Below are 2,652 nucleotides of genomic sequence, written 5' to 3'. Positions count from 1 at the left end.
CAACCGTCCCGCCCCTCGGCTCTGGGCGGACACCCCGTAGTCACCCGACCCTTCCCCGGAAAGGTAGACACCGATGACAACCGCTCCGAGCGACGGCACGTACACGTTCGACAACGGCGCACCGGACGCCGTCCCCCAGATGCACGCGCTGGAATCCTTCCTGGATCCGATCACGACGCGGCGCCTGGCCCGTCCGGTGCTGCGACCGGGAGCGACCTGCTGGGAGGTCGGGGCGGGCGGCGGCTCGATGGCCCGCCGGATCGCCCGCGCGGTCGGCGACGACGGTCACGTGCTGGCGACGGACATCGACCCCACCCACCTCGTGGCCGACGGCAACCTGCACGTACGCCGGCACGACGTCCGGACCGAACCGCCACCCGGGGACGCCTTCGACCTGATCCACGCCCGGCTGGTGCTGCTGCACCTACCCGATCGACGGCGGGTTCTCCGCACACTCGCGGGCGCGCTGGCTCCCGGCGGATGGCTCGTGGTGGAGGAGTTCGACTGCACCGCGCCGTTGCGGGTGTTGACCGCGCCGACGGACGACGCCGCGAAGCTCTTCGCGCAGGTCATGGACGCCATGATGGGTGTCCTGGAGGACCACGGCGCCGACCTGGGGTGGGCGCAGGACGTGCACACCGAGATGGCCTTAGCCGGTCTGACCGACCTGGAGACCATCACCCACTCGCAGAGCTGGGCGGGCGGTTCGACCGGGACGTCGCTGTACGAGACGAACTCCCGCCAGTTGGAGCCGGATCTGCTCGCCGCCGGGCTGTCGCCCCACCAGCTGAACGCCTTCCGGCGGCTCGTCCGTGATCCCGGGTTCGCCGTCATGTCGTACCACTTCGTCTCCACGCGGGGCCGTCTGCCGAGCTGAGCGCAGGTGGATCACCGCGCGGAGAGCGGTCGCGGCCGACGTACCTCTCCCGCCGCAGCGCTTCCCCCCTCACCCCGCTGAGCCGGACAGCTCTACGGAGGCGGCGACCGCGCCGGCCGGGCTCCCGTCGGGAGCCCGGCCGGTCCGTGCCCGTGGGTCAGGTGCCGATCCTCGCCGACGCCCGGCACCGGCAGCGGCCCAGACGTGGTCGCGTGCGGCCGTGCGGCCTCACAGCCGGGATCTCAGCACGTCGACCTCGCAGCCCGGCGAGAACGGGTCGAAGTCGTGCTCGACCAGCCAGCGGATCGCCAGCAGGCTACGCACCGACCACCACGCGCGGATCACGTCGAGGTCGACCTCGGTGCCGTAGCCGGCGACGACGTCGCCGAGGTGCCGCTCGTGTCCGAGCGTCAAGCTGGCGAGGTCGTACAGGGCATCGCCCCGGCCCGCCTCGGACCAGTCGACCACCCCGGTGATCTCGTCACCGTCCACGAAGACGTGGGCGATCTGCAGGTCGCCGTGCGTGAACACCGACGTCCACGGCCGGAGCGCGGCCTCGGCGACCTGGCGGTTGCGGGTGATCAGGTCGATGGGCAGGACGCCGTTCGTGACGAGCCACTCGCATTCGTCGTCGAGACGGGATGCGATCTCGTCGAGGCTCCGACCGGGCCATGGCGGCAGCGGGGCGTCGTGCAGCCTCCGTACCGCGGCGCCCGCCGCGGCAGGAACGGTCAGCGACGTCGGAGCAGCCCACGTCCGGCCATGAAGGCCCGCAACGTCTCGGCATCCTCGGCGGACATCAACCGACGTGGGATCACGGTCGCCGGCATCCGGCCGACGTACACGATCCAGAACTCGGACGTGTCCCGCACCTGGGCGACTCCGTCCCAGGCGATGCCGCCGGACTCCGAGCCACTGCGCATCATGATGTTGTCATCGGTGATGTCGTAGGCGCCCTCGACGGCGTAGCGACTGGAGCGGCGCCGGGCGCGCAGCACCACCCACGGCCGGTACAGCATCGACAGCACGCCACCCACGACCATCGCCAACCACAACGGCGAGATCTGCTCGGCCCACGCGAACCCCCGCGAGACGGCCAGACCGATCGCCCCGACCGCCGCCAGTGCCGCGCCGATGTAGCCGAACCTGCGCAGCCGGACACTGCCGAGCGCGGCAGCCACACGGCCCGGGTAGGCGGGATCGGCGGGGACGTCGAAACGGATGTGCACGCCAGAACGATAGTGCCCGAACGGTCGCCGGCGGCCTGTCTCCGGCCCGGCGGCGCCCGGCGCGGCCGGAGCCGTGGTGCACCAAGGGCTGACAGGCTAGTTTGCGGGGATGAGTCTTCTCGATGACGTCGCCCGACGGGACAGTTGGCGATGCTGGGTGTGCGACGAGTCGGTCGACGCCGACATGTCGGTGAACGACCCGCGTGGTCCCAGCGTCGACAGCCGTACCGCCGACAAGAAGGCGAGGATCACCGAGCGACTCGCGCATCGTGCCTGCAACACCCGCAAGGGCGCGGTCAAGGTGGTCATCGCCTGGCCGGACCGTCTGCACGTGGTGGACCCCGCACCGCTGATCGCCGTCGCCGAGCGACTCGACCGCAAGGGTGGCCGTGAGCTGGTCGCCCGCTGCCCGAGCAGGAAGGACGCCCAGGAGGCCGCGGACTGGCTGGTTGACCGGTTCTCCCGCCTGGTGCCCGGACTGCCGGTGACCGCGAGCGTCGACGCGGGCGGTGGACAGTACCTCGTCGCCCTGACCACCGGCCGCCG

4 protein-coding genes are annotated in these 2,652 nt (G+C 71.5%); 2 read left to right on the top strand and 2 right to left on the bottom strand.

The features are described from left to right. Positions 1 to 73: 73 nt before the first annotated feature. The gene (locus F8271_RS30910) at positions 74 to 877 is read left to right on the top strand and encodes a methyltransferase domain-containing protein (protein ID WP_151493321.1); all 804 of its coding nucleotides are present in this window, start codon (positions 74 to 76) and stop codon (positions 875 to 877) included. Between the two features lie 228 nt (positions 878 to 1,105). On the opposite strand, the gene F8271_RS30905 is transcribed toward F8271_RS30910, so the two are convergent. Both F8271_RS30905 and F8271_RS30900 read right to left on the bottom strand, forming a co-directional pair. Beyond that, positions 1,106 to 1,612 carry a phosphotransferase gene (locus F8271_RS30905; protein WP_225854887.1) on the bottom strand — a complete coding sequence of 169 codons (507 nt, stop codon included), beginning with the start codon at positions 1,610 to 1,612 and terminating at the stop codon, positions 1,106 to 1,108. Continuing rightward, positions 1,609 to 2,106, bottom strand: a complete 498-nt coding sequence (locus tag F8271_RS30900; RefSeq protein ID WP_151493320.1) for a YcxB family protein — start codon at positions 2,104 to 2,106, stop codon at positions 1,609 to 1,611. Before F8271_RS30900 ends, F8271_RS30905 begins: the two co-directional genes overlap by 4 nt. Positions 2,107 to 2,215: 109 nt before the next feature. Between F8271_RS30900 and F8271_RS30895 the strand changes: the two genes are divergently transcribed. Further along, on the top strand, positions 2,216 to 2,652 hold a 437-nt coding region (locus F8271_RS30895; RefSeq protein WP_151493319.1), incomplete at its 3' end, for a hypothetical protein.

Origin of the sequence: Micromonospora sp. ALFpr18c, from assembly GCF_008868155.1 — a bacterium.
In the GTDB taxonomy this organism is placed as follows: Bacteria; Actinomycetota; Actinomycetes; order Mycobacteriales; family Micromonosporaceae; genus Micromonospora.
This window is presented reverse-complemented; position numbering and strand designations above follow the sequence as displayed.

What these genes read in the sequence shown, in the direction of transcription:
- F8271_RS30910 (WP_151493321.1), top strand. Translation starts at nt 74, where the DNA reads ATGACAACCGCTCCGAGCGACGGCACGTACACGTTCGACAACGGCGCA.